Source organism: Variovorax sp. HJSM1_2 (assembly GCF_049316285.1).
In the GTDB taxonomy this organism is placed as follows: domain Bacteria; phylum Pseudomonadota; class Gammaproteobacteria; order Burkholderiales; family Burkholderiaceae_C; genus Rhodoferax_B.
The window spans coordinates 23,626-46,348 of record NZ_JBMOXA010000013.1 but is presented as its reverse complement, the minus strand read 5'-3'; the positions used below and the strand labels follow the sequence as shown (position 1 = coordinate 46,348).

24 protein-coding genes are annotated in these 22,723 nt (G+C 63.8%); 13 read left to right on the top strand and 11 right to left on the bottom strand.

What is annotated here, in order from left to right; translation table 11 throughout:
* The first annotated feature begins 213 nt into the window (after positions 1–213).
* Positions 214–1,101, top strand: coding sequence for a LysR family transcriptional regulator (locus ACFQ95_RS15785; protein ID WP_422832488.1), 888 nt, complete (start codon positions 214–216; stop codon positions 1,099–1,101).
* On the opposite strand, the gene ACFQ95_RS15780 is transcribed toward ACFQ95_RS15785, so the two are convergent.
* The 4 genes from ACFQ95_RS15780 to ruvB all read right to left on the bottom strand — a co-directional run bounded on the left by ACFQ95_RS15780 (position 1,098) and on the right by ruvB (position 5,542).
* Positions 1,098–2,087 carry a formylglycine-generating enzyme family protein gene (locus ACFQ95_RS15780; protein WP_422832487.1) on the bottom strand — a complete coding sequence of 330 codons (990 nt, stop codon included), beginning with the start codon at positions 2,085–2,087 and terminating at the stop codon, positions 1,098–1,100. The genes ACFQ95_RS15785 and ACFQ95_RS15780 overlap by 4 nt on opposite strands.
* Before the next feature lie 22 nt (positions 2,088–2,109).
* Complete coding sequence (locus tag ACFQ95_RS15775) at positions 2,110–2,736, bottom strand: hypothetical protein (protein ID WP_422832485.1); 627 nt, start codon at positions 2,734–2,736, stop codon at positions 2,110–2,112.
* Entirely contained in the window at positions 2,733–4,418 is a 1,686-nt protein-coding gene (locus ACFQ95_RS15770) for a rhomboid family intramembrane serine protease (protein ID WP_422832483.1), read from the bottom strand. The genes ACFQ95_RS15775 and ACFQ95_RS15770 overlap by 4 nt, the downstream gene beginning before the upstream one ends.
* Before the next feature lie 68 nt (positions 4,419–4,486).
* Entirely contained in the window at positions 4,487–5,542 is a 1,056-nt protein-coding gene (gene ruvB, locus ACFQ95_RS15765; RefSeq protein WP_422832481.1) for a Holliday junction branch migration DNA helicase RuvB, read from the bottom strand.
* A gap of 366 nt (positions 5,543–5,908) precedes the next feature.
* Here ruvB and ACFQ95_RS15760 point away from each other — a divergent pair, with 366 nt between their 5' ends.
* The gene (locus tag ACFQ95_RS15760) at positions 5,909–7,213 is read left to right on the top strand and encodes a carbonic anhydrase family protein (RefSeq protein WP_422832480.1); all 1,305 of its coding nucleotides are present in this window, start codon (positions 5,909–5,911) and stop codon (positions 7,211–7,213) included.
* A gap of 155 nt (positions 7,214–7,368) precedes the next feature.
* On the opposite strand, the gene ruvA is transcribed toward ACFQ95_RS15760, so the two are convergent.
* On the bottom strand, positions 7,369–7,941 hold the full coding sequence (gene ruvA / locus ACFQ95_RS15755) for a Holliday junction branch migration protein RuvA (protein WP_422832479.1): 573 nt from the start codon (positions 7,939–7,941) through the stop codon (positions 7,369–7,371).
* 61 nt (positions 7,942–8,002) lie between these two features.
* Here ruvA and ACFQ95_RS15750 point away from each other — a divergent pair, with 61 nt between their 5' ends.
* Genes ACFQ95_RS15750 through ACFQ95_RS15735 form a run of 4 tightly spaced genes read left to right on the top strand, consistent with a single transcriptional unit; the run spans position 8,003 to position 10,746 of the window.
* Positions 8,003–9,010: a PhoH family protein gene (locus ACFQ95_RS15750; protein WP_422832478.1), complete on the top strand. Its 1,008-nt coding sequence runs from the start codon at positions 8,003–8,005 to the stop codon at positions 9,008–9,010.
* 50 nt (positions 9,011–9,060) lie between these two features.
* The gene (gene ybeY, locus ACFQ95_RS15745) at positions 9,061–9,552 is read left to right on the top strand and encodes an rRNA maturation RNase YbeY (protein ID WP_422832477.1); all 492 of its coding nucleotides are present in this window, start codon (positions 9,061–9,063) and stop codon (positions 9,550–9,552) included.
* Positions 9,553–9,601: 49 nt separating this feature from the next.
* Positions 9,602–10,099 carry a FecR family protein gene (locus tag ACFQ95_RS15740; RefSeq protein WP_422832476.1) on the top strand — a complete coding sequence of 166 codons (498 nt, stop codon included), beginning with the start codon at positions 9,602–9,604 and terminating at the stop codon, positions 10,097–10,099.
* A complete protein-coding gene (locus ACFQ95_RS15735; protein ID WP_422832474.1) occupies positions 10,096–10,746 on the top strand; it encodes an OmpA family protein in 651 nt (216 codons plus the stop codon). The genes ACFQ95_RS15740 and ACFQ95_RS15735 overlap by 4 nt, the downstream gene beginning before the upstream one ends.
* Positions 10,747–10,814: 68 nt before the next feature.
* Here the strand turns inward: ACFQ95_RS15735 and dtd are convergent, their stop codons facing one another.
* Positions 10,815–11,270, bottom strand: a complete 456-nt coding sequence (gene dtd / locus ACFQ95_RS15730; protein WP_422832473.1) for a D-aminoacyl-tRNA deacylase — start codon at positions 11,268–11,270, stop codon at positions 10,815–10,817.
* A gap of 285 nt (positions 11,271–11,555) precedes the next feature.
* On the bottom strand, positions 11,556–12,482 hold the full coding sequence (locus ACFQ95_RS15725; protein ID WP_422832472.1) for a cation diffusion facilitator family transporter: 927 nt from the start codon (positions 12,480–12,482) through the stop codon (positions 11,556–11,558).
* Between the two features lie 36 nt (positions 12,483–12,518).
* On the opposite strand from ACFQ95_RS15725, the gene ACFQ95_RS15720 reads away from it, so the two are divergent.
* The 5 genes from ACFQ95_RS15720 (at position 12,519) to ACFQ95_RS15700 (ending at position 16,446) form a co-directional block, all read left to right on the top strand.
* Positions 12,519–14,006: a sensor histidine kinase gene (locus tag ACFQ95_RS15720; RefSeq protein ID WP_422832471.1), complete on the top strand. Its 1,488-nt coding sequence runs from the start codon at positions 12,519–12,521 to the stop codon at positions 14,004–14,006.
* Positions 14,003–14,629 carry a response regulator transcription factor gene (locus ACFQ95_RS15715; RefSeq protein ID WP_422832469.1) on the top strand — a complete coding sequence of 209 codons (627 nt, stop codon included), beginning with the start codon at positions 14,003–14,005 and terminating at the stop codon, positions 14,627–14,629. The genes ACFQ95_RS15720 and ACFQ95_RS15715 overlap by 4 nt, the downstream gene beginning before the upstream one ends.
* Positions 14,630–14,741: 112 nt before the next feature.
* Positions 14,742–15,233 carry a GlcG/HbpS family heme-binding protein gene (locus ACFQ95_RS15710; RefSeq protein ID WP_422832467.1) on the top strand — a complete coding sequence of 164 codons (492 nt, stop codon included), beginning with the start codon at positions 14,742–14,744 and terminating at the stop codon, positions 15,231–15,233.
* Between the two features lie 25 nt (positions 15,234–15,258).
* Positions 15,259–15,957, top strand: coding sequence for an ankyrin repeat domain-containing protein (locus ACFQ95_RS15705; protein ID WP_422832465.1), 699 nt, complete (start codon positions 15,259–15,261; stop codon positions 15,955–15,957).
* A gap of 87 nt (positions 15,958–16,044) precedes the next feature.
* The gene (locus ACFQ95_RS15700; protein ID WP_422832463.1) at positions 16,045–16,446 is read left to right on the top strand and encodes a cupin domain-containing protein; all 402 of its coding nucleotides are present in this window, start codon (positions 16,045–16,047) and stop codon (positions 16,444–16,446) included.
* Positions 16,447–16,455: 9 nt separating this feature from the next.
* On the opposite strand, the gene tyrS is transcribed toward ACFQ95_RS15700, so the two are convergent.
* Complete coding sequence (gene tyrS, locus ACFQ95_RS15695) at positions 16,456–17,703, bottom strand: tyrosine--tRNA ligase (protein WP_422832461.1); 1,248 nt, start codon at positions 17,701–17,703, stop codon at positions 16,456–16,458.
* Between the two features lie 157 nt (positions 17,704–17,860).
* Between tyrS and ACFQ95_RS15690 the strand changes: the two genes are divergently transcribed.
* Both ACFQ95_RS15690 and ACFQ95_RS15685 read left to right on the top strand, forming a co-directional pair.
* A complete protein-coding gene (locus ACFQ95_RS15690; RefSeq protein WP_422832459.1) occupies positions 17,861–19,204 on the top strand; it encodes a peptidoglycan DD-metalloendopeptidase family protein in 1,344 nt (447 codons plus the stop codon).
* A gap of 20 nt (positions 19,205–19,224) precedes the next feature.
* Positions 19,225–20,373: an anhydro-N-acetylmuramic acid kinase gene (locus ACFQ95_RS15685; RefSeq protein WP_422832458.1), complete on the top strand. Its 1,149-nt coding sequence runs from the start codon at positions 19,225–19,227 to the stop codon at positions 20,371–20,373.
* Between the two features lie 12 nt (positions 20,374–20,385).
* On the opposite strand, the gene mdtD is transcribed toward ACFQ95_RS15685, so the two are convergent.
* The 3 genes from mdtD to ACFQ95_RS15670 form a co-directional block, all read right to left on the bottom strand.
* Positions 20,386–21,801 (bottom strand): multidrug transporter subunit MdtD, encoded by a 1,416-nt coding sequence (gene mdtD / locus ACFQ95_RS15680; protein WP_422832599.1) that lies wholly within the window; start codon positions 21,799–21,801, stop codon positions 20,386–20,388.
* Between the two features lie 100 nt (positions 21,802–21,901).
* A complete protein-coding gene (gene erpA / locus ACFQ95_RS15675; protein WP_422832457.1) occupies positions 21,902–22,267 on the bottom strand; it encodes an iron-sulfur cluster insertion protein ErpA in 366 nt (121 codons plus the stop codon).
* A gap of 55 nt (positions 22,268–22,322) precedes the next feature.
* Positions 22,323–22,718: a bactofilin family protein gene (locus tag ACFQ95_RS15670; protein WP_422832455.1), complete on the bottom strand. Its 396-nt coding sequence runs from the start codon at positions 22,716–22,718 to the stop codon at positions 22,323–22,325.
* Positions 22,719–22,723 lie beyond the last annotated feature (5 nt).

The window sequence follows — 22,723 nt, the reverse complement described above, 5'->3', positions numbered from 1 at the left end:
AGCAGTCTTCGCACATATCCCAGCGCCAATCCTCGCGCCAGTGCACCAGGCAACCCGGCCTGCGTTGGGCTGCATTCACTCACATCTCGCGTCATCAAACCGGCTCCCTTTATCATCCAGCGCCACAGTGGCAGCGGGTGGACTTGATGATGGATTCACGCGTGCTCACGTGGAAGCCCATGTTCGTGATGCAAGTGATAAGGAATTCTTCTGGTGCTGAACCTGGACCAACTTGCCGCGTTCGTCAGCGTGGCCGATCTCGGCAGCTTTACCGCTGCGGGTGAACGGCTAGGGCTGACGCAACCGGCCGTCAGCCAACAAGTGAAGCTTCTTGAGCAGCGGCTGGCAGTGCGGCTAATCGAACGTGTGGGCCGCCGGGCGCGGCCGTCTGCGGCAGGTGTCGAGTTGCTGGCTTACGCCCGGCGCGTGCTGGCCGAATGTGCCGCGGCCGAAGAAGCGATGCAGCCCTACAAAGACGGTGCGGTCGGGCGCGTACGCATAGGCTGCGGCGGCACGGCCTCCATCCACCTGTTGCCGCGTGCGATTGCGGCAGCCAAAAAACGCATGCCTGGCCTGGAGATCATCGTGCGTGTCGGCAACACCGATGAGATGCTGCGCGAGCTGGAAAGCAATGCGCTGGATATCGCGGTAGTCACACTCCCAGCATCCGGCCGCGCACTCGAGGTTGAGCCGTTTCACGAGGACGCGTTTCTCGCGGTGGCGCCCGCTGGCAGTGTGTGGCCAGAAGGCGGCCCGGATGCGGCGTTCTTCCGAGACAAGGTGATGCTGCTTTATGAGGGCGGTAACACGCGGCGCGCCACGGACGAATGGCTTGGCACGGCGGGCCTGACAAGTGCACCCGCGATGGCGTTTGGCAGCGTAGAGGCCATCAAGGAGTTGGTGGCGGCGGGGCTGGGCTGGTCGCTGCTGCCGGCGCTGGCTTTGCAGAGCAACAGCGCCAGCCGACTCAGCACCTCGGCCCTGCAACCACCACTGGTGCGCCAGTTGGGCATGGTGCTGCGGCGCGACAAACACCTCACCAAGGGTTTGCAAGAAGTCATGTCTGCGCTGCGCGCGCAGCAGAACAGCAACAGGCGCTAAGGCGCTTCCAGCACCAGCCGAAAGCCGACCAGCGGGTAACGCGTCTGCATCGTGTTCCAGTTGCGGAACGCGGGCCGTGCGTAGAAAGCCCAGGTGTGCCAAGAGCCGCCACGGCGCACACGCACGTTGCCGTCGGCCGGGCCTTGCGGATCATCGACCGGAGATCTGGCGTAGTAGTCCTCGCCATACCAATCGGCGGTCCACTCCCAGGCGTTGCCAAGCATGTCGTACAGACCAAAAGTATTGGGCTTGAAGCTGGCCACCGGGGCGGTGAAGGCGTAGCCGTCTGACACCGGCAAGGCCTGCGCCGTCCACTTGGGCCAGTTCGGCGCGGCGCTGACATCAAAGGTATTGGCCACCTGCACCAGGGTTTTCGGGTCGTCGCCCAACGGGTAGCGGCTGCGGCTGCCGGCACGGGCGGCGTATTCCCATTCGGCCTCGGTGGGCAGGCGGTAACGACGGCCTTCGGCTTTGCTGAGCCACGCGGCCATGGCCACGGCGTCGTTCCAGCTCACGTTGACCACGGGGTGGTCGTCGCCCTGCGCAAAGCCGGGATTGCGCCACGAGTAACGTTTGTCGCGCCCTTCAAAGGCGTCGCCCGAAGCCGAGGTTTCGGCGTTGTACTGCGGGTTGTAGCCATAACCACCCGTGCCATCGGCTTCCGACTCCGGCTGGTAGCCCGAGGCCTGCAGGAAGCGCCGAAACTGGCCCACCGTGACCTCGGTCTGCCCCATGTAGAACGGCTTGGTGATGCGCACACGGTGCACCGGGCCCTCGTCGGCCAAATCGGTAAAACGCTTGGCCTCGAGTTGCGGAAAGGCTTGGGCCAGCGTGGCGGGGGTTTCGTCGCTGCCCATCAAAAACGCGCCGGCCGGCAAACGCACAAAGGGCATGCCCAGGCTGTTGTCCATCACCGGCAGCGGCCGTGTGGCACAGCCCCCCAGCGTCACGGCACACAACAGCACAACGACGGGGGCGAACTTCATGGACGCGTTCCTAATGTTTAGATCAGGGACTCTTTGTAGCAGGGTTTACCAACGCGGCGGGCGCGATCTCGGCCGCGCGCCACACGATGCGGCTGGCATGCAACGGATCGAAGCCTGGCGCACGGTTCAGCCGCACTTCGCCGCCGGGCACACGCCAGATGATCTGCGGCTGCGGTTCGTTTTCTGGACTGAGGGCATGCGCAGCCCCAAGGTCGCGCAGCAAGGCGCGCAGCGCCGTGTGGTGGCGCCACCAGGGCAGCAGCACCGTGGCTTCGCTCAAGTGACCGTCCGCCAGCAGCAAGCGCAGCTGCAGCGCCGAAACACCGTCCACCTGATCGGGTGTGGCCAGACACTCGGTTTGGCTGGGCTGGTGTTGCGCGGGCGCGCACCCCAATGGCAGGCCGTCGAAATGTGCCTTGAGTGCGGCCTCATCCATCTGCGCAGACAGTTGTGCGTATCGCATGGCGACAGGTTTCTCACCGTGGGTGAAGTGCCGGGCCACCAGAGCGACATCGTCCGCAGGTTCGGTGGGGTTCACCATGCCGCTGTGTTGCCAGACTTCAGCCCACAAGCCCAACAGCAACGCCAAGCCCAGGTAGCCCCACACGCCCAGGCGCAACAGCAGCGGGCGATTCCGCTTTGGGCTCATGGCTTCGCTCCGGCGGGCGGTGTGCTGCTTGGCGCGGTAGACCGCGCACGGGCTTGCAGCGCATTTAATTGCCGCGCAACCAGCTGCATTTCGGCGTTCAGGGCACGTAGCCGGGCAGAATCTTCGGGGTTCACCGCCAGGCTGCCATTGGCGCGGCGCAGTTGTATGTCGACGTTGGCCATCATCAGCACACACATGCGCTGCACAGCGCTAGCCAGTTGCCCCGCCGGCTCCCATTGCGGTGCGCGCAGGCGGCTCAACTGCTGCACCATGGCCTGGCATTGCGGCGTGACCACCTGGTGGGCGAAGCTCCAGTACTGCAAAGCCGTGAGTTGCCCCAGTCGGAAACGCTGGCCCTGCTGCTCCAGCGCTGCAAAGGTCTGCTGGAAACGCGGCATCACGCGGCGCAGCACCGCCTCGGCCTGCAAAGACTGCATGGGCCAAACCGCAGGCACCGGGGTGCTCAGCACCCCCATCACCAGCAGTGCGCCCGAAACCGTGGCGGCCCCCAGCGCGGCCTTGAAGCGCTGCACACGGCTCACCTGTTCGTCAAAGGGCGCAGACAAGCACAATCCCAGCAGCAGGCCGGCCACCAAACCACCGGCGTGAGCCGCGTTGTCCACACCGCTGTGCAACAAGCCCTGCATCAGCGAATACAGCACAAACAAACCCAGCCCCACCCAGATGCGCCGGTTCTCGGCCCCCGGCATACGGCGGCGGTACTGCCAACTCACGGTCAGGATGGCGCCCATCACGCCAAAAATCGCCCCCGAGGCACCGACCGACACCGCCGTTTGCGCCGAAACGTGCAGGCTGGTCACCGCACCTGCCAAACCAGCCGTGAGGTACAGCAGCAAGAACTGCAGATTGCCCAACAGGCGATTCAAAGGCCTGCCCGCCACGGCCAGCGCCAGCATGTTGAAGCCCAGGTGAGCCGCCCCGCCATGCAAGAACATCGCGCTGAACATGCGCCAGTAGTCGCCATCCACCACCACCGACGCCGCGGTATTACCGCCCCACTCGAGCAATTGCACGGTGGACGGGCGCATGGCGTTCACACCTTGGGTGAGTTGCAGCAGCCACACCCCGATGTTGGCGGCCAACATGGCAAACAAGGCCCAGGTGTGGGGTGTGATGCGGTACAAGGCATCGTCCAGCGCCACGGCGGCGCGTGCCCGGCCCACGCTGGGGGCTTCGCCAAGGCCGGCTGCGGCCCGGCGCGGTGCAATCTGCGCATGGATGGCACGCAGGGCATCACGCTGCTGGCGAACGTCGAGCAAATGCAGGCTGATCAGCGGCGTGCTTGGATTGCGCCCGGTCAAAAAAGAGCGCCGGTTGCGGCGTGTGGGCGAGGGCATCAGGTCCAGGCGCAGCACCTGGCCGAGCAACAAGCGGTCGGTTTCGGCGTCCAGCACATCGTTCCACGGCACCATTCCTTGAAATTGGGCGCCGCGAATGCCCTGGGCATCCAGCACCAGCACGGGCGCAGTGTTCAGCGCGTGGCGCACCAAAATCAGCACCGCCAAAGCCGAGGGCACCAGCACACAAACCATCACCACAAACATCCATGGGCTGTCGGTTTCACGCTGGCTCTCCAGCAGTGACCAGGTCATGGCCATACCAAACAGCGCCACCATCAACGCGCTGAACAGGCTGTTGCCGCGCAGGCGCGGCTCAAACATCAAAGCTGCGCCATCCGTGTCAGTGTCTGCGGGACGGGAAACCTCAACCATGCCGTGCTGCGGCGCAATCAACCGAACAAATCGTTGTCGGTCTTGGGCGGCGTCACGCCCAGGTGCCGGTAGGCCGCGAGAGTGGCGATACGGCCACGCGGCGTGCGCTGCAGGAAACCTTGCTGGATCAGGTAGGGCTCGATCACGTCCTCAATGGTGTCGCGCTCTTCGCCAATGCTGGCGGCGATGTTGTCCAGCCCCACCGGGCCACCGTCAAAACGCAGGATCACCGCTTCCAGAAACTTGCGGTCCATCAAGTCGAAACCTTGCGGGTCTACATCGAGCATGGCCAGCGCGCGGTTGGCCATGTCCAGCGTGATGGTGCCATTGCCTTTGACCTCGGCGTAGTCGCGCACACGGCGCAGCAGGCGGTTGGCGATGCGCGGCGTGCCACGCGAGCGCCGGGCGACTTCAAAGCCGCCATCGGCATCGATGGGCGCGTTCAACAAACCAGCACTGCGTTTGACAATGCGCGCCAGCTCCTCGGGGCTGTAGAACTCCAGCCGCGCCACGATGCCAAAACGGTCGCGCAGCGGGTTGGTCAACATGCCGGCACGGGTGGTGGCGCCCACCAGGGTGAAGGGCTGCAGGTCGAGTTTGATGCTACGTGCCGCCGGGCCTTCGCCAATCATGATGTCGATCTGGTAGTCCTCCAGCGCGGGGTAGAGGATTTCTTCGACCACCGGGCTCAGGCGGTGGATTTCGTCTATGAACAAGACGTCGTTCTTTTCCAGGTTGGTCAGCAGCGCCGCCAGGTCCTTGGGTTTTTCCAGCACCGGGCCGCTGGTCTGGCGCAGGTTCACGCCGAGTTCGTGGGCGATGATGTGGCTCAGCGTGGTTTTGCCCAGGCCGGGCGGGCCGAACAACAACACGTGGTCCAGCGCTTCTTCGCGCTTCTTGGCCGCGCCAATAAAGATTTCCAGCTGCTCGCGCGCCTTGGTCTGGCCCACATATTCGTCAAACAGCTTGGGGCGCAGCGCGCGCTCTATCGCCTCTTCGGCAGGCGACACCGGCGCGGCGGAAACCACGCGTTTGGCAGGGGGCGGAGCAAAATCGTCAGTCTGGATGGACACGGCAGAACCCGAAACCGGGCGCAAAAATAAGGGAACAAATGGCTGCCGTACGGATCCGTACGGCATGCGCCATCGACTATAGCCGTAAGGACCCTCGTCACAAATCAACACGCTACATGCCGCACGGACTCGGGCGGTCTGCGGCGTTGCGTTTCTGGCCAATAGCAAGGCTATTGGCCAGAAACGCGCCTAGCAGCCCATCCCGATCCGTACGTCCTGCCCTCGCGCTGATTTGTGCCGAGGATCCTCAAGTCTTACGCGCGGATGCCGATACAGAGTCGTAACCGGCGTCAGGGTGGCTTTGCCGCCCCATGCTTTTGGTCGGCCTTGCTTGCTGCCCCAACGTCTTTCAGAGCCCAAGCCCGCATGAAACCAACTTCTCTGCCCCTCTCCGCAAAACCGCTGCCCATCTGGCGGGCCGTGGCCTGGCTGGGTGCATCGCTGGTGGTCAGCAGCGCGGCCATGGCCGCAGACGCACCCGCCAGCGCGCCAGCACCGGCGAGCCGCATTCCCTCACCCGCCAAGCCTGTGACCGCGCCCCCCACCAGCGCCCGCAGCCAAGTCGCGGCGCCGACGGCTGCGGCCGGCACTGAAAAACCCATGTCGATTGCCGACCAGGTGCGTGCCGCGGTCGAGGAGATCAACGCCACACCACAAACGCCACCGCCCCGCAGATCGGCCATGCAAAGCCCACGGCACCGCGCCACCAACCCAGTGCCGCGCGCGCCGTCATTGGCGGTGTCGCCCTCGCCCAGCATCCAGACCACTGCAGCCGCGCCGGCACGCCCCGCAACGGGCGGCAAAAGCGCGGTACAGCCTACCCCTGTGAGCACACGCTCCAGCGTCGATGACCCAGCGCAGCAGCAGTATTTGCGTGCACGCGCCGCGGCCTTGGGCTCATTTGCCGGCACCGCCGGCGCAGCGGCGGCGGTAGGCCAACGCAGCGGCACACCGGCCATGCGCGGCAACAAACAAGAACAGGCACCGGAACTCCCCTGGGCCTACAGCGGCGACGCCGGCCCGCAAGCCTGGGCCAAGCTGAAACCCGAATTTGCCACCTGTGGCGCAGGCCAGCGCCAGTCGCCGATTGCCATCGATGACAGCACCGCCCTGGCCGGCCCGGCCGAGCCGCTGACATTGAACTACAAGGCCAGCAATGGCTCGGTGGTGCACACCGGCCGCACACTACAGGTCGATGTGCAAGGGGAGAACTTCCTGACCGTGCGCGGCACGCGTTACCGGCTGGTCAGCATGGACTTTCAGCAGCCAGCCGAAGAAATCATCAATGGCAAAAGCTTCGCCATGGGGGTGCACCTGCTGCACCGCAGTGAAGACGGCCAACAAGCCATGCTGGCGGTGCTGCTGGAGCCTGGCGAAGCCAATGCCATGATCGACCAGGTGTGGACTTATGTGCCGCTGGATGTGGCCGATCGTGTGGCCTTCCCGGCCGGCGGCCTCAACGTGGCCTCGTTGCTGCCGCAAGATCCGCGTTATTACCAGTTCTTCGGCTCGCTCACCGCCCCGCCTTGCACCGAAGGTGTGTTGTGGATGGTGATGCGCCAGCCCACCAGCTTGAGCGCCAGCCAGTTGCGCCTGTTCACGCAGTTGTTCCCGAACAATGCGCGCCCTGTGCAGCCCGTGAATGCGCGTGTGGTGCGCGCGGCGCAGTAGATTTGGCACACCCCCAGGCTACACACTGCGTGTTTTCGCCAACCCCCTTGCAGGGGGCGATGCTGGCGGCCCGGCAAGCCGGTTCCGTCGCATCCCCCAAGGGAAGCTTCGGCGCTCGTCACCGGCCTTCCAGGTCGCCAACTCTGGCAACGTGTTTACTTGGCTAATGCCTTCAAGGCGAGCTTGATGCCGTCGCTCACCCCCACATCGGCGGGCAGCGCCTTCAGCGCCAGCGCGGCTTCTTTGTCGCTATAACCCAGCGCCATCAAGGCCTGCAGGATGTCGGCCTGGGCGTCGCTGGCCGCGCCTGCATGGACGCCGATGTCTGCCCCGAGCTTGCCTTTGAGCTCCAGCAGCAGACGCTCGGCCGTCTTCTTGCCAATGCCGGGCACTTTGATCAGCCGGCCGGGCTCCTGCGTGGTGATGGCCTGGGCCAGGTCGCTCACGCCCATGCCGGACAACACACTCAAGGCCGTGCGCGGCCCCACGCCGGAGATTTTGATGAGTTGCCGAAACGCATCGCGCTCCGCGGCCGTGCCGAAGCCATACAGAATCTGCGCGTCTTCACGCACCACAAAGTGCGTCAGCAAAGTGACGCGTTCACCCACGCCGGGCAGGTTGTAGAAAGTGCTCATGGGCACATCCACCTGGTAGCCCACGCCGTTGCAGTCGATGAGCAGTTGGGGTGGATTTTTTTCGGCCAAAAGGCCTTGCAGACGTCCGATCATGGGATCCTGAGAGATGAAGATTTGGGGCAGCGGCGACAATAAGCGATAACCGGCACAGCCCATGATCGTACGACACACCTTCTCCCCCCCCAACAACAACCGCCTGGACAACCTCTGCGGCCCGATGGACAGCCATTTGCGCACCGTCGAAACGGCGCTTCAAGTGAGCATTGCGCACCGCCACGAGCAGTTCAAGATCGACGGCTCCAAGTCCCGCACCAAACAAGCCCTGGAGGTATTGCAGGCGCTGTATGAGATGGCGGTGCGCCCTATCAACCCCGAAACCGTGCAACTGATGCTCGCAGGCGACGGCGCCGGCCAAGAGGCCGACACGCCCGGCCTGCAGTCGCGCCGCGGCGAGGTGCGCGCCCGCACCAGCAACCAGGCTTCCTACCTGGATAGCATTCAGCAGCACGACATCACCTTCGGCATTGGCCCGGCCGGCACCGGCAAAACCTACTTGGCCGTGGCTTGTGCGGTCGACGCCCTGGAGCGCAGCGCCGTGCAACGCATTGTGCTCACACGCCCCGCCGTCGAGGCCGGTGAGCGTCTGGGCTTTTTGCCCGGCGACCTGAACCAGAAGATAGACCCCTATCTGCGCCCACTGTACGACGCCTTGTACGACCTGATGGGCTTTGACAAAGTGCAAAAGGCCTTTGAACGCAATGCATTGGAAGTGGCGCCCCTGGCCTTTATGCGCGGACGCACGCTGAACAACGCCTTCGTCATCCTGGATGAAGCGCAAAACACCACGCCCGAACAAATGAAGATGTTCCTCACGCGGCTGGGCTTTGGTGCCAAGGCGGTGATCACCGGCGATGTGAGCCAGATCGACCTGCCCAAAGACCAACTCAGCGGCCTGATAGACGCCGAGCGCGTGCTCAAACGCACCAAGGGCATCGCCATTTGCCGCCTGACCAGCGCGGACGTGGTGCGCCACCCACTGGTGGCGCGTATTGTGGATGCGTATGACACACGTGGCCGATCCGACCTGGAGGCCCGCGACCGCGAACTCGCCCTGGACGAGTCCGCTGTGCCGCGCCCACGCAGCCGGCGCAGCGCCACCTAAACCTATTTTGATAGCTGCCTACGCATACAAGGCAAGCACGGGAGGCTCATTTGGCATCTAAAAAATCACCGCAAAAACAGCCATCTCTGCCACAGCTGCAACTGTCGCTTCAGTTTGGCAAGTTGGCTGATGCTGCGCTACACCGCGCGGCGCTGCCGCGCACGCAAGTGGCGCGCTGGATCCGCCACGCGCTGCAGGCGAACGCAGAAATCACCGTGCGCATCGTCGACACCGAAGAAGGCCAGATGCTGAACCGCGACTACCGGCAAAAAGACTACGCCACCAATGTGCTCACCTTCGACTACAGCCAAACCCCCGTGGTCTGCGCCGACCTGGTGTTGTGCGCGCCGGTGATCGCCCGCGAAGCCGCAGAAAACGACAAGCCCTTGCAAGCCCACTACGCCCACATGCTGGTGCATGGCGCGCTGCACGCCCAGGGCTACGACCATGAAACCGGCGAAGCCGATGCCCAGGAAATGGAGGCACTGGAAATCGCCATCCTGGCCCGGCTGGGATTTGCCAATCCCTACGAAAGCCCCTGATCCGGCCCAATGGAGCAGCAATTGTTTCCATGAAAAAACATCGCAAACAATGCACCTGACATTTTTCAACGCCATGCAAAGCCACATCAGCCAATTTTTCGCAGGCGCATTGATCGCCATCAGTGCACTGGCAGCGCATGCGCAAACCCAGGCGGAAAACACCCGCGCAGGTACGGTCAAGCTGGTCAAAGGGCTGGTGCAGCTGGAGAACACCCAGGGCAGCAAGGCTTTGCTGCCAGGTGATGCCGTCAACGTTGCCGATGTGCTGACCACGGGTGCCGATGGCGCCACCAGCCTGGTTTTGCGCGACGGCAGCACTCTCATCGTCGGCCCCAGCAGCAGGCTCGAACTCAAGCGTTTCGCCTTTGACGCCACCACCCAGGACGGCAATCTGCTGGTCTCTGTGCTGCGTGGCACGCTGCGCATGATCACCGGCCTGATTGGCAAGACCCGCCCCGAGGCGGTGGAAGTCCACACGCCCACCACCATCATCGGCGTCCTGGGTACGGACTTCATCGTGCAGGCCGAGGGCGAGGTCAAGCCATGATCCGCGCCGCCGGCAAACCCAGCCCCACACAAGTCGGCATTCCTTATGCCCTCGCCGCGCTCCTAGTGCTGACACTGGTCGGCTGTGCCGCCCCGCCCACCACGGGCGTGGTGTTATTGCCGCAGGACAACGGCAGCCCCTCGGCGCTGCGCGTGACGTCTGCAGGCCAAACCCAAAAGCTCGCTCAACCCTATGCGCGGGCCACAGCGGTTCAAGGTTCGGCCATAGGCGTGGACATGACCACGGCCGAAGCCGTGGAAAAGGCTTATCCGGAGGTGTTTGCGCTGCGCCCGCCCAAGCCCCAGCGTTTTGTCATCTACTTTGCCGCCGGCGCCACCGAATTGACCCCGCAAGCGCAGCAAACCTTGCGCGAAGCGCTGGCCCTGGCGCAAAGCCGCCCTGGGGCGGACATCGTGCTCACCGGCCACAGCGACACGGTGGGCGAAGCCGCCAAAAACGATCAGTTGTCCTTGCAGCGCGCCCAGCAAATACGCGCCTTGCTGCTGCAGGGTGATCTGTTCAAGCAGTATCCGCTGGCCGCCGAGCGCATTGAAGCCACCGGCCGGGGCGAGCGTGAACTGGCCATACCCACGCCCGACAACGTGGCAGAACCGCGCAACCGGCGCGTGGAAATTCTGGTGCGTTGAGCCGCTGGCGTGCTGGCCGCACGCAGGCAAGCGGCCGCTGCCCGGCACCCGGCACCCGGTCTGAGGCCCTAGCCGGCTGAAGCCGGGCTCATCTGCATCGGAATGGTGACCGGCCCGTCGTTGACCAGATGCACCCGCATGTCGGCCGCAAACTGGCCCGTCGCCACCGTCGGGTGCGTGGCTTGGGCCTGGCGCACAAAATAATCGTATAGACGGCGCCCTTCATCCGGCACGGCCGCGCCGGTAAAACTCGGTCGGTTGCCGCCTGAACAATCCGCCGCCAAGGTGAACTGGCTGACAATCAACAGCCCACCCGCAACATCCTGCAGGCTCAAATTCATCTTGCCCGCCGCGTCGCTGAAGATGCGCAGCTTGACGATTTTGGCGAGCATCTTGTCGGCCAGCGCTTCATCGTCACCACGCTCGGCACACACCAGCGCCAGCAGGCCGGGACCAATGGCGCCCACGGTTTCACCGGCAATGTCCACACGGGCTTCCAGCACCCGCTGCAAAACAACTTTCATCTCAACTAGGGCCTGTTAACACTATGGATGGGAGACGCGTTGCGAGTCCAAAGGGCCAGCGGCGAGGCGCAAAACGCAGCCGGGGTGAACCCCGGCCAGGCTTTGCAACGATGCGGCTGGTCTTTTGGGCCGCAGCCCGAAGGGAACGTGCTTAAAAAACCGCCACTCCGCGTTGCTCTCCTAGACCAGGCGGACGCCTGGCCTTCGTCCCGCGCCTTGATTGGCGGTTTTTTAATCACGTTCGCGCTCCCATCCATAGTGTTAACAGGCCCTCGTCTCGCGTCATCAGGATGCCGCTGCGGGTGCATCCTCGTTGGTTTCTAAATAGGCTTCCACATTGGTGGGCAGCAACTGGATGGTGGCGCGCAGGCCGGGCACGTCGTGCATCAGCGCTTGCTCTACGTCCGAGCGCAACGCGGCGGCCTGGCCCAGCGTCAGGTCGGCTGGCATATGCATGTGCAAATCGACAAAACGACGCTGGCCGGACCTGCGCGTGGTCACGTGGTCGAAGCGCAGCTTGGGGCCGGCAAATCGGGCCAGCGTTTGCTGGATCTGCGCCTGCACTTCAGGCTCCAGCGCCTCGTCCATCAAGCCCTGCGACGAGCGCCACACCAGGTGCGCACCTTCACGCATGATGTTGATGGCCACGGCAATCGCCACCACCGGGTCCAGCCACAGCCAGCCAGTCCAGGCCACCATTGCAATGCCCAGCACCACGCCAGCCGAAGTCCAGACGTCGGAGAACAAATGCCGGGCATCGGCCTCGAGTGCAATCGAGCGGTGTTGGCGCGAGGCCTGCAGCATCACCCAGCCCAATACACCGTTCAGCACTGAGCTGCCCACCGACAGCGCCAGGCCCAGACCCACCTGCTCAATCGGCTGCGGCGACGCCAGGCGGTGGCTCGCCGCCCAGATGATGCCCAGCGCGGCGGCGATGATCAAAATGCCCTCGAAGCCCGACGAAAAATACTCGGCCTTGTGGTGGCCGTAAGGGTGGTCTTCATCGGCCGGGCGCTTGGCGATGGTCACCATCACCAGCGCAAAAATCGCGCTAGCCAGGTTGACAAAAGACTCCATCGCGTCAGACAACAAACCCACGGAGCCTGTGAGTTTCCAGGCCCAGGTCTTGAGCGTGATGGTCATCAGCGCCACCACCACCGAAGCCCAGAGCAGGCGCTGCGGGGTGAACCAGGAAGAAGATTTGGTGAACATCAGCAGATTGTCGCCCACCATGCACAATGCGCCCCTATGTCGAATGCATGGAAAGCAATTCAAAGCCGTGGTGGCTGGCTGCTGGCCTGGGCCGTGCTCGCCGCACTGGGCAGCGTGGCGCTGGCGCGGCAGGAGCTGGCACGTCAGCGTGAAGACTTTGAAGCCAACGCCCGCATCGCCCACCGCCTGCTGAGCCAACGTGCGGTGCAGCAGGACGCGGTGCTGGCCACACTTGCCTTGCTGCAACCGGCCAGCAGCAGCAGCGACCCTGGCGCCCAGCCCGAAAAACGTTTGTCTTCGGTGTACCCGCAGATTCTGGACGTGCAGCGCCGCGCGCCCGATCAAGCCTGGGCACAGCCTTTCTTGACCGATGCCGAGGCCAGTTCGCGCAAGGCCGGGCGTGTGGCGTTGGCATCGTCCCATCTCGACCAGGGGCGCTACTGGCTGGTGCTGGGTGCCGACCCCATCAGCTACGCCCTGCAAATCGACCTGGGCACGATGTTGCCGTGGACCGAATGGCCCATGGAGCGCGACACCAGCCCAGTACGTGTGACGCTGGAGCAAGAGCACCAGATCTACGAAGTGCAGCCCGGACACATCGGCTCGGGCGCCTTCAGCGGATGGCGCTTTGAATTCCACAAACACCTGGCCAGTGACAGCCAACCGTTTGACGTGTTTGCGCTGCGCCAGGTGGGCTGGGGCGAACTGCCCTGGGGCTGGATGCTGGGCTGGACCGCCGCCGTGACCGTGCTGTTGCTTGCGCTGCAAAACGCCATGCGCCAACGCGTCGAACGCAAGCGTGCCGAAGAGCTGCTGCGCCTGGGCCAGGTGGCGCGCCTGAACACGCTGGGCGAACTCGCCGCCGGCATGGCGCATGAGCTCAACCAACCACTGACCGCCGTGTTGGCCAACACCCAGGCCGCCAGCCGCCTGTTGAACGACGACCCGCCCGAACTAGACACCGTGCGCAGCGCCATGGCCCAAGCCATCGAACAAGCGCGGCGCGCCGCAAGCGTGGTGGGCCGGCTGCGCCGCGCGGTGGAGCGCCCCGACCTCTCGGGCCAGTTGCAACCCGTGAAGCTGCAAGACGCCGTGCGCGAAGTGCTGTATTTGCTGGAGCCCGAATGCACCCGCCGTGGCGTCACACCACAAGTGCAAAGCCCGGCTGCCGATGTGCACGTGCTGGCCGACCGCGTGGCGCTGGAGCAGATCGCCCACAACCTGCTGATGAACGCGCTGCAGGCGCTGGAGCAAACACCGGCAAGCGAGCGCACGCTCAGCGTGACCATCGCCGCCACCGAAGGCCAAGGCACGCTCAGCGTGCAAGACAGTGGCCCCGGCATTCCGGCCGACGTGTTGCCGCGCATCTTTGAGCCGTTTTTCTCCACCCGCAGTGGCGGCCTGGGCCTGGGACTGAACCTGTGTGAAAGCCTGGCCGGCAATATGGGCGGCACGCTGCTGGCCAGCAACGTTAGCCCGCACGGCGCCGCACTGCAACTGTCTCTTCCCCTCGCCAAGCCATGAGCAACACGCTGTCTCCGCTGATCCACCTCATAGACGACGATGCCGCCGTGCGCGACAGCCTGGCGCTGCTGATCAGCACCGTGGGTTTGCGTGTGCAGACCTGGGCCGACCCGCAGGCCTTTCTGGCGCAGTTTGACCGCCAGGGCATAGGCGCCATCGTGCTCGACGTGCGTATGCCCGGCATCAGCGGCCTGAGCGTGCTCGACACACTGGTGGCGCAGGCGGTAGACCAGCCGGTGATCATGCTCACCGGCCACGGCACGGTGGACATGTGCCGGCGCGCGTTCAAGGCTGGCGCGGCCGAGTTTTTGGAAAAGCCGGTGGACGATGAAGCCTTGATCGAAGCGCTGCAAAACGCCGTGCGCCAGCACGTGCGCTCGCGCGAACGGCACCAGGCCGACCGGCAGGCACGTGAGCGCTACGCGCAGTTGTCCGAGCGCGAGCGCGAGGTGCTGGGGCTCATCGTCTCGGGCCTGACGAACAAGGAGATTGGCCGCGTGCTGAGCGTGTCGCCACGCACGGTGGAAACCCACCGCGCCAACCTGTTCGCCAAGCTCGAGGCCGAGTCCTTGGCGCAGTTGATCCGCAGCTACGCGGCGTTGGCGGATGAACAGACTCCGTAGTTTTACGGAGCCTCGGGCGTAGCCGTACGCATGGGCAGATGAGGCCCCATTTTTTACAGTTCATCCACGGTTGATCGAACCGAGCCGCAACTGAAAAACACTGGAGCACACCATGACCAAGTCCCTCAAATTCGCCTTCATCGCCCTGGCCTGCGCAGCAGGTGCTGCCAACGCCCAGGCAGTGCGCACCGAGCGCAACATGTCGCTGGAGCTGGCCAACCAGATCGCCGCCACGGCCGTCGCCACCTGCGCCACCAACGGCTACGCCGTGAGCGCCACCGTGGTAGACCGCGCCGGCACTGTGCGCGCCGTGCAACGTGCCGACAACGCCGGCCCGCACACCCTGGGCGCCAGCCAGCAAAAGGCCTTTACCTCGGCATCGGCCAAGAACAACACCCTGGCCATCATGGAAATCGCGCAGAAGAACCCCGGCGCGGCCAACCTGGTGAACATCCCCGGCTACCTGCTGCTGGGCGGTGGCGTGCCCGTGAAGGTGGGCAATGAAGTCATAGGCGCTGTCGGTGTGGGCGGTGCACCCGCTGGCAACCTGGACGAGCAATGCGCCCTGGCCGCCATCGACCACGTCAAAGAATTGTTGAAGTAATAGAAGCAGAACTGAAAGGCTGACCATGCGCCCGCACACACTCGCTTCCATCCTGGCCCTGGCCATCGCTGCATGCAGCCTCTGCACCGGCATGGCAAACGCCCAGGTACCACCGAGCCCGGCGCAGGTCAGCCAATACAAAGGGCTGCACGCCGCCGCCCAGCGCGGCGATGTGGCCAAGCTGGAAAAGATCATCGCGCAAAAGGCGGACTTGAACGCCCGTGATGAACAAGGCCGCACACCGCTGCACGTCGCCGCCTTCGCCAAACAGTCACAAGTGATCAGGCTTCTAGCGCAGGCTGGTGCTGATTTGTCTGCTATGGAAAACGACAAATACGACGCCGTGACGATTGCCGCCGTAGCGGACGACGAAGCCACCCTCGCCACCTTGCTGTCGGTCGGCGCCAGCGCCAAGCTCACCACCAGCCGCTACGACGGCACGGCGCTGATTGCGGCCGCCCACCTGGGCCACGACGGTGTGGTGCGCCAGTTGATCGCCGCGGGTGCGCCGCTGGATCACGTGAACAACCTGCACTGGACGGCGCTGATCGAATCCATCGTGCTCGGCGACGGTGGCCCGCGCCACCAGCAAACCCTGCGCGCCCTGATAGACGCGGGTGCCAGCCAACAACTCACCGACCGCCAGGGCAACACGCCGCTGCAACTGGCGCGCAGCCGTGGCTACCGCGAGATGGTGGTGATGCTGGAACAAGCCAAGCGCTGAATTTTCCTGAGGGTTGATACCGGGGCGACGCTTGAAGGTGACCGCTACGATGGCCCGCGTCTAGCACCATCACTCGGAGGAAAACCAATGAAAACAAGCACCCGTGGTCTCAGCATCATCACTGCAGCCCTGCTCAGCTTGGCTGCCAACAGCGCCTTCGCGCAGGCTTCGGGCCTGAGCCGCACCATGGTCGGCAAGGCCGATGTGTCTGTGCCCGGCCGCGAAGCCGTGGTGGCCCGCGTGGAAGTTGCAGCGGGTGCCAAAGCCGGCCGGCACACCCACCCTGGTGATGAAATCAGCTACGTCACCGATGGTGAAGTGACCCTGCTGGTCGACGGCCAGGAGCCACGCAAGGTCAAAGCCGGTGAATCGTTTGTCGTGCCCGCCGGCGTGGTGCACGACGCACACAACGACTCGGCCGCCCCCGTGAAGCTGGTGGGCGTGTACGTCGTCGAGAAGGGCAAGCCGCTGGCCAGCCCTGCGCCTTGACGAAACCGGTTAAGCCAGCGTGACGCGGGCGAACTTGCGTTTGCCCACTTGCACCACGTAAATACCGGCTTCCAGCTTGAGGCCCTTGTCGCTCACCACACTCGAGTCCACCCGCACGCCGCCGCCGTCGATCAGGCGGTTGCCTTCAGACGTGGACGCGGCCAGGCCCGCCTGCTTGAGCAACTGCGCAATGCCCAAGGGTGCGCCGGACAGGCTGACCTCGGGAATTTCATCGGGCACACCGCCCTTGCTGCGGTTGATGAAATCTTGCTCGGCGGCATCTGCCGCGGCGGCCGAATGGAAACGCGCGGTAATTTCCTTGGCCAGCGCCACCTTGGCGTCCTTGGGGTTACGCCCGCCTTCGACCTCGGCCTTGAGCGCGGCAATTTCGGCCTCGCTCTTGAACGACAGCAAGGTGTACCAGCGCCACATCAACACATCAGAAATGCTCAACACCTTGGCAAACATGGTGTTCGGATCTTCGGAAATGCCGATGTAGTTGTTCTTAGACTTGGACATCTTGTCAACGCCGTCCAAACCTTCGAGCAGCGGCATGGTGAGCACACACTGCGGCTCCTGGCCATACTCCTGCTGCAGATGGCGCCCGACCAACAGATTGAACTTCTGGTCGGTGCCACCCAGCTCCAGATCGCTTTTCAAAGCCACCGAGTCGTAGCCCTGCATCAGCGGGTACAAAAACTCATGCACGCTGATCGACTGGCCGCCTTTGAAGCGGTCATGGAAATCGTTGCGCTCCATCATGCGCGCCACGGTGTAACGCGAGGCCAGCTGTATCATGCCGCGCGCACCCAGCGGGTCGCTCCATTCGCTGTTGTAGCGAATTTCGGTCTTGCTCGGGTCCAGCACCAGGCTGGCTTGTTTGTAATAGGTTTCGGCGTTGATCTTGATCTGCTCGGCCGTGAGCGGCGGGCGTGTGGTGTTGCGGCCCGAAGGGTCGCCAATCAGCGAGGTGAAGTCGCCAATCAGGAACACCACGGTGTGTCCCAGATCCTGCAGCTGGCGCATCTTGTTCAGCACCACGGTGTGGCCGATGTGGATGTCTGGCGCCGTCGGGTCCAAGCCCAGCTTGATGCGCAGCGGGGCGCCGGTGGCCTCGGAGCGCTGCAGCTTGCGTACCCAATCCTCTTGGGGAATCAGTTCGTCGCAACCGCGCAAGGACACGGCCAGCGCCTCTTTCACGCCATCGGACAGGGGCTGCGCGGCCTTTTTTGGCGATTCGGTATCCGGAGGATTCATATTGTTTCTAGGATTGTGGCAAAAAGTGTGCACAGCTATACTCTACCGTTGCTGTATTCCCTGATTTTAGTTGGCGCAGTCGGACAAGACGCCGAACCGCTGAGATCCCCAGGCGCAGCGATTTGGTTTACTTCTGTCTTTAGCGGGGAATTGCACATTGAATAACGGTCTGAAAACCGTCGGAGACCAGCTTTCCGCACTGGTGCGACGCCACCCCAAACGCGTCACCGCTCTGATTTCCACACTTTTCCTGGTGAGCACCGGGGGCGCCTATGCCGTCGCCTCACTCGGCCCGGACATGTCCGACGTGCCGGTGCGGCAGATTGTCGAGCCCGTGGCCGATCTGCCACTGCAAATCCAGGCCGATGCGCTGGATGCCCATAACTTCAACCTGTTTCGCACCGACGTCACCCGTTCCAGCGATACCGCCAAGTCCCTGCTCGCCCGCCTGGGCATTGACGATGCCGACGCGGCCGCGTTCTTGCGCAGCGATGCCAAGGCCAAAACCGCCCTGCTCGGCCGCAGTGGCAACACCGTCACCGTGGAAGGCAGCGCCACCCACAGCCTGCAAAAACTCACGGCCCGCTGGAGCGCCGGCAGTGGCGACAGCTTCCAACGCCTGGTCATCGAGAAAACACCCACGGGCTTTGCCTCGCGCGTGGAAACCGCAGCATTGACGGCGAACAGCCGTTTGGCCAGCGGCACCATCCGCAGCTCGCTTTTTGCCGCCACCGACGACGCCAGCATTCCCGACGCCATCGCCTCGCAGCTGATAGAGATTTTCTCGGGCGACCTGGACTTCCACCGCGGCCTGCGCAAGGGCGACCGCTTCTCGATTGTTTACGAAACCCTGGAAGCCGACGGCGAACCCCTGCGCGCCGGTCGCATTCTGAGCGCCGAGTTCGTCAACAACGGCAAGACCTACCAGGCCATGTGGTTCGCAGAGCCCGGCAAAAAAGGCGCTTATTACACGCTAGATGGCCAAAGCCTGCACCGTGCGTTCCTGGCCTCGCCGGTTGCGTTCTCACGCATCTCCAGCGGCTTCGCCATGCGTATGCACCCGATTCAAAACCGCTGGAAAGCCCACCTGGGCGTGGATTACGCCGCGCCCACCGGCACGGCAGTACGCACCGTAGGCGACGGCGTGGTCGAGTTTGCCGGCGTGCAAAACGGCTTTGGCAACGTGGTGTTTGTGAACCACCGCAACGCCAACACCACGGTTTACGCCCACCTGAGCCGCATCAATGTCAAGAAGGGCCAGACCGTCAGCCAGGGCGACCTGATTGGCGCCGTGGGCTCTACCGGCTGGGCCACCGGCCCGCACCTGCATTTTGAGTTTCGCGTCAACGGCATCCACCAGGATCCCATGACCATCGCCAAGCAAAATATCAATGCCGAGCCGGTGTCGACTGCAGCGCGCCCGGCGTTCAACCAACTGGCCTCGGTCATGCGCACGCAGTTGAGCGCGGGCGAAGCCGTGCGCCAGGCCAGCGCGCAATAAAGGCAGCGGGCACGCAGGCCGTGACAAGCACTGCACACCCGCCCGAGTTGTATATCGGTCTGATGTCCGGCACTTCGCTGGACGGTGTGGACGGCGTGCTGGTCGACTTTTCGGGCAGCGCCTTAAAAGTCCTTGGCCACGCCACGGGTGGTTTTTCAGAAGCCTTTCGCACCGAGTTGCTGGCCCTCAACACCCCTGGCGACAACGAATTGCACCGCGCGGCGCTGGCCGCGAATACGCTGGCCCGGCGTTACGCCGAGGTGGTGCAAACACTGCTGAGCCAAACCGGTGTTGCGGCGCATCAGGTCCGCGCCATTGGCGCCCACGGCCAGACCGTGCGCCACCGCCCGCAGGAATTCGATGTGGCCCCCGGCCAGGCCGGCGGTTATACGCTGCAACTCAACAACCCTGCACTGCTGGCCGAAAACACCGGCATTGACGTGGTGGCCGATTTCCGCACACGTGACGTGGCCGCGGGCGGGCAAGGCGCCCCCCTGGTGCCCGCATTCCACCGCCAGGTGTTCGGCCGAGCCGGCCAGGCCCTGGCGGTGCTCAACATTGGGGGCATCTCCAACCTGAGTGTGCTGCCGGCGAGTGCCAGCGCTGGCATGCTGGGCTTTGACTGCGGACCCGGCAACGCACTGATGGATCACTGGTGCCAGCAACACACTGGCCAGCCGTTTGACCGCGACGGCGCTTGGGCGGCGCAGGGCCAGGTCAACCCTGCCCTGCTGGCGCGCCTGGCGGCTGAACCCTTTCTGCATAAGCCGCCACCTAAGAGTACCGGGCGCGATTTATTCAACCCGGCGTGGTTGGCACAGCAGTTGGCCAGCCTGCCGCAAGTGTCGCCAGTCGATGTTCAAACCACATTGACCGAATTCACCGCCAGGGCATGCAGTGATTGCGTCACCAGCTACGCTTTTGACAGCAAGGTATTGATCGTTTGTGGCGGCGGCGCACTCAACCGGCAATTGATGCTGCGCTTGCAGCAGCATCTGCCGCAGGTGGCGGTGGCCTCGTCCGAGCAACACGGCCTGCCACCGCTGGAAGTCGAGGCCGCCGCCTTTGCCTGGCTGGCACGGCAAACCGTGTTACGCCTGCCCGGCAACCTGGCCAGCGTCACCGGTGCCCGCGGTGAACGTGTGCTGGGCGCGGTCTACCCGGCCTGAGCACTACCTCATTCAGGTCACGTCCCTGGGCTCGGTTTTGGGGCTGCCCACCACCGTCGTGCCGTCGGGCAACTGCCAAAAGATCCAGGCCGAGGCCATGGTCATCACGCCCATGGTGGCAAAGGTGGCGTGGAAGGCGCGCAGCGTCTGCGCGGCCCCTGCGGGCTGGAAGTAGCCGGTATAGGCCTGCAGCACAGCGCCAGCGGCCGCAACACCCATGCCAATCGCCAACATCTGCACCATAGACAACAAGGTGTTGCCGCTGCTTGCCTGCGGGCCATCCAGGTCCTTCAAGGTCACCGTGTTCATGGCGGTGAACTGCAGCGAGTTGAACATGCCAAACAGCGACAGTTGCAGCACATGCAGCCAGGTGGGCTGGCCCGGATCCATCAAGGCAAAGCTGGCCATCAGCAGGCCCACAATCACGGTATTGCCCACCAGCGTCGTGCGATAGCCCAGGCGCCTGATCAGCGGCGTCGCCACGGACTTGGTGATCATCCCGGCAATCGCCACCGGCAGCATCATCATACCGGCGCGGGCCGGTGAATAACCCATGCTGACCTGGAGCAACAACGGAATCAGGAATGGCATGCAACCACTCCCCAGGCGGCAAAACAGGTTGCCGAGCAAACCGATGCTCAGTGTGGGAATGGAGAACAGTTGGGGCGAAAACAGCGGGTCGGGCCGGCGTGCCGCGCGCAACCAATACGCCGCCAGGGCGGCCAGGCCAAACACCAGCAGCAGCATCACCGCCGCCTGCCGCAGCCCCAGATCGGACAAACCGTCGACCGCCAGGGACAGCGCCACCATGCCAAAAGCCAACAGCAGGTAACCGGCTAGATCGAAGCGTTTCACCTCCATGGCCCGGCCGTCAGGCATGTATTTCAGCGTGGCAAAACAGCCCAGCACACCGACCGGCAGGTTGATCAGAAAAATCCAGTGCCAGGTGGCGAACTCCACCAGCCAACCGCCCAGCGTGGGGCCGATCAACGGGCCGATCAGGCCCGGAATGGCGACAAAACTCATGGCCTGCAAAAAGCGCTCTCGCGGAAAGGCGCGCAGCACCGACAAACGCCCCACGGGCAGCAGTAGCGCGCCACCCAGCCCTTGCAACACACGCGCGCCCACCAGTTGCGTCAGCGAATGCGCCAGCGCACAAGCCAGCGAGCCAAAGGTGAACAGCACAATGGCGCTGATGAACACGCGCCGCGTGCCAAAACGATCGGCCAGCCAGCCGGACGACGGGATCAACATGGCCATGGTCAAGGAATACGCCACCAGCACCGACTGCATGCGCAGCGGGCTCTCGCCCAGACTGGCCGCCATCGCCGGCAGCGCCGTGTTGACGATGGTGGCGTCCAGCGTCTGCATGAAGAAGCCTATGGCCACTAGCCAGAGCAATAGTTTTTCTGATTTTTCGTCTTGCACGCTCACCCCCTTTGCTGCGCCTGAATGCCAACCTGCGTTTCCGCGCCCACGAAAAAGCCGCCCTAAGGCGGCTTTCTTCCAACAGCGTGTGGCGCCAAACTCAAGCGGAGAAGCTGGAGCCGCAACCGCAGGTGCTGGTGGCGTTGGGGTTCTTGATGACGAACTGCGCGCCCTGCAGATCTTCTTTGTAGTCGATCTCGGCGCCCACCAGGTACTGGTAGCTCATGGCGTCGATCAACAACGAAACGCCATTTTTGGTCATGGTGGTGTCGTCTTCGTTGGTGATTTCGTCAAACGTGAAGCCATATTGGAAGCCCGAGCAGCCCCCGCCCTGCACAAACACACGCAGCTTCAGGTCTGGATTGCCTTCTTCGGCAATCAGATCGGCCACTTTGGCCGCAGCGCTATCGGTGAACACGATGGGGCTGGGCATTTGGGTCTGGATATTTTCGGCAACTGCGCTCATGGGGGAAACTCCGTAATTTGTTGAAATCGTACTTCAATTTGCGTGGCGAGGTCGGCTAGCGGTTGTTTGCCGCTAACGTCAATACGGTCTTTTCCGCTGCCGTGGTCAGCGCATGTAATTGGCCTTCAATCACCGCACCCTGGTGCATCTCCAGCGCCGCGTAACGCACATCGCCGGCGATACGCGCCTTGGGCTGCAGTTCCAGCAGCACCGCTGCGTACAAAGGGCCCTCTACCCGGCCATTCACGATCACGTGGTCGGCATAGACCTCGCCCTTGACCACCGCCGTCTCAGAGATCACCAGGATGCTTGGACTGCCCTCGTTCGAGCGAATCGAGCCGTGCACTTCCCCATCGATACGCATGCCGTCGGAGAACTTGATTTCCCCGCTGATCTTGCTGCCATGGGCAATCAAACTGCGTATCGGTGGCTGCTTTTTCTTTCCGAACATCGGGA